Here is a 3377-nt window from a genome sequence, read left to right as displayed (position 1 = left end):
GCGAGCCCCGTCAGGGCGTTCATGTTGGCCCCGTCGATGTAGACCTGCCCGCCGACGGCGTGGACCTTGTCGCACACCTGCCGCACGGTGTCCTCGAAGACGCCGTGGGTCGAGGGGTAGGTGATCATGATCGCCGCGACCCGCGGCCCGTGCTCCTCGAGCTTGGCGTCGAGGTCCGCGAGGTCGACGGAACCGTCGTCCGCGGTGGCGACCACCACCACCCGCAGGTTCGCCAGCGTCGCCGAGGCCGCATTGGTGCCGTGCGCGGAGGCCGGCACGATGCAGATGTCGCGCTCGGTGTCACCGTTAGCCACATGGAATCGCCGGATGGCCAGCAGACCGGCCAGCTCGCCCTGGGAACCGGCGTTGGGCTGCACGGACACCTTCGCGTAGCCGGTGAGCTCCGCCAGCCAGCCCTCGAGCTCCTCGATGAGCTCGATCCACCCGCGGGCCTGCTCCTCGGGGGCATAGGGGTGGATGTTGGCGAACTCCGGCCAGGTGATCGTCTCCATCCCGGCCGTGGGGTTGAGCTTCATCGTGCACGAGCCCAGCGGGATCATCGTGCGGTCCAGTGCCAGGTCCTTGTCGGACAGACGCCGCAGGTAGCGCAGCATCTGCGTCTCGGAATGGATCGAGGAGAAGATCTCGTGGGTCAGCGTCGGGGTCTCGCGCGGCACAGCCAGCGCGGAGCTGCCCTCCTGCCGCGCACCGCCGAAGACCTCCACGAGCTTATCGACGTCCGCCTCCGTCGCCGACTCACCGAAACTCACCGCGATGCGGGTGTCGCTGAGAGGGCGTACGAGGTAACCGGCGTCCGCGAGCTTCTCGACGACCGCGGCCGCGTCCGCCACCTCCACCGCGACGGTGTCGAAGAAGTGCTCGTGCACGACGCCGTCGACCGAGGCGGCGAAGTCGCAGGCCAGGGAATGGATGCGTTCGGCGATTCGCAGCAGACCCTCCGGGCCGTGGTAGACGGCGTACATGGAGGCGGTGACGGCCAGCAGGGCCTGGGCGGTGCAGATGTTGGAGGTCGCCCGCTCGCGGCGGATGTGCTGCTCACGGGTCTGCAGTGCCAGGCGGTAGGCGGGGGCGCCCTCGGCGTCGACGGAGACACCGACCAGACGACCCGGCATCTGTCGCTTGAGGGCGTCGGAGACGGCCATGAACGCAGCGTGCGGGCCGCCGAAGAACAGCGGCACGCCGAAGCGCTGGGAGGAACCCACGGCGATGTCCGCGCCCAGCTCACCGGGGGACTCGATGAGCATGAGCGCCAGGGGATCGGTGACCACGGTGGCCAGACCGCCGCGGTCATGGATGGCGTCGATGACCGGACGCGGATCGGTGATATCCCCCTCCGTGCCGGGATAGGCGATGACGACACCGCAGTAATCCTCACCCACCAGATCCTGCGAGAGGTCCTCCACGGCGACCTCCAGGTCGATGGCGCGGGCCCGCTCCGCCGCCACGGACAGCACCTGCGGGTGGAGGCGGGCGTCGAGGGCAACCCGGCGGCCCTTCTTCTTCGCCCGGGACATCAGGCCGATGGCCTCGGCGGTGGCGGAGGCTTCGTCGAGAAGCGAGGCGTTGGCGATGGGCAGGCCGGTGAGCTCGGAAACCATCGTCTGGAAGTTGAGCAGCGCCTCGAGGCGGCCCTGCGAGATTTCCGGCTGATAGGGCGTGTACGCGGTGTACCAGCCCGGATCCTCCACCACATTGCGGCGGATCACCGGCGGGGTGATCGTGTCGGAGAAGCCCTGCCCGTAGAAGGACTTGAGCACCGTGTTGGCGTCGGCGTAGGCACGCAGCCGGGCCTGGGCAGCGGTCTCACTGAGCGCCGGGCGGTCGGGGAGCTCTCCGGGCAGGCGGATGTCGGCGGGGAGGGCGGCGTCGATAAGCGCATCGAGGGACTGATATCCCAGCGCCTCCAGCATCACCTTCTCCTCCGGACCATCGGGGCCGGTGTGTCGGGCCAGGTAGGAAGCAGAATCGGTGATCGGGGGCAGGGCCATGCGGGATCGACTCCTCGGTGGGGGAACTGATGACACCAAGTATAAGAAAAACCGCCACCCCGGCGGGGTGACGGTTAATCTCAGCTGAGACTAGAGATCCAGATCAGACTGGAAGTCCGCGGTCTCCAGGCGGTCCTTGATGGTGGTGATGAAGCGACCTGCGTCCGCACCGTCGATGACCTGGTGGTCGTAGGTGAACGGCAGGTAGCACATCTGACGGATGGCGATGGAGTCGACACCGTCGTCGGTGACCACGACCGGGCGCTTCTCGATGGCCGCGGTACCCAGGATGCCGGCCTGCGGCGGGGTGAGCACCGGGGTGTCGAGCAGGGCACCCTCAGAACCGATGTTGGTCACGGTGAAGGTGCCACCGGACAGATCGTCCGGGCGCAGCTTGCGGTTGCGGGCACGCTCAGCCAGATCGGTGATGGCGGTGGCGATCTCGACCAGGGACAGATCCTGGGCCTTCTTGATCACCGGCACCAGCAGCCCCTGCGGGGTGTCCACGGCAATGCCGATGTTGACGTCCGAGTGGTAGGTCATCTCCTTGGTCTCCGCGTTGTAGGACGCGTTGACGTTCGGGTGGGAGACCAGGGCCTCGGCGACAGCCTTGACGATGAACACCAGGTAGGTCGGGTTCGCGCTGTGCTTGGAGACGAACTCGTCCTTGGCGGCCTTACGCAGCTCCGCGACACGGGTCATGTCGACCTCCTGCACGTGAGTCAGCTGAGCGGACTTCTGCAGGGACTCGATCATGGTCTTCGCCGTGATCTCGCGGATACGGTTGACCTTCTGGGTCGTGCCGATGAGCTCGGCCTTCTCCGGATCCACGGACTTGGTGGACCAGTTGGAGCGGGCACCCTTGTCCGCGGCCTGGTCGGCCTTGACGTCGGCGCCACCCTCGGCGGCGGCCAGGACGTCCTGCTTACGGATACGGCCACCGACACCGGTGCCCTCGACCGTGGTCAGGTCAACACCGTGCTTGTCGGCGAGCTTGCGCACCAGCGGAGTGACGTAGGGGACGTCGGCGTTGGACTTCTTCTCTGCCGGCTCGTCGTCCTCCTTGGGCTCCTTGGGCTTGGCCTTCTTCTCGGCCTTGTCCTCCGACTTCGGAGCCTCCTTCTTCGGCTCCTCCTTCTTGTTCTCCTCGGCCAGCTTCTCAGCCTCAGCCTTGGCGTCGTCGGTGTCCTTCTTGTCCTCGTCCTTGGCGTCCTTCTTGGCCGCCTTCTTCGGGGAGCCGGAACCCACGCGGGCGATGACGGCGCCGACGTCGACGGTCTCATCCTCATCGGCGAGGATCTCCAGCAGGGTGCCGGCGACCGGGGACGGGATCTCGGTGTCGACCTTGTCGGTGGAGACCTCGAGCAG

2 protein-coding genes are annotated in these 3377 nt (G+C 67.3%); both read right to left on the bottom strand.

Going from position 1 to position 3377, the window contains the following annotated elements:
- On the bottom strand, positions 1 to 2009 hold a 2009-nt coding region (locus Q4F73_RS12035), incomplete at its 3' end, for a glycine dehydrogenase (aminomethyl-transferring) (RefSeq protein WP_303359582.1).
- 90 nt (positions 2010 to 2099) lie between these two features.
- Positions 2100 to 3377: 2-oxoglutarate dehydrogenase, E2 component, dihydrolipoamide succinyltransferase (gene sucB / locus Q4F73_RS12030; protein ID WP_303359581.1), on the bottom strand; the 1278-nt coding region annotated here is incomplete at its 5' end.

Origin of the sequence: Corynebacterium sp. (assembly GCF_030535495.1) — a bacterium.
Classification (GTDB): Bacteria; Actinomycetota; Actinomycetes; order Mycobacteriales; family Mycobacteriaceae; genus Corynebacterium.
This window is presented reverse-complemented; position numbering and strand designations above follow the sequence as displayed.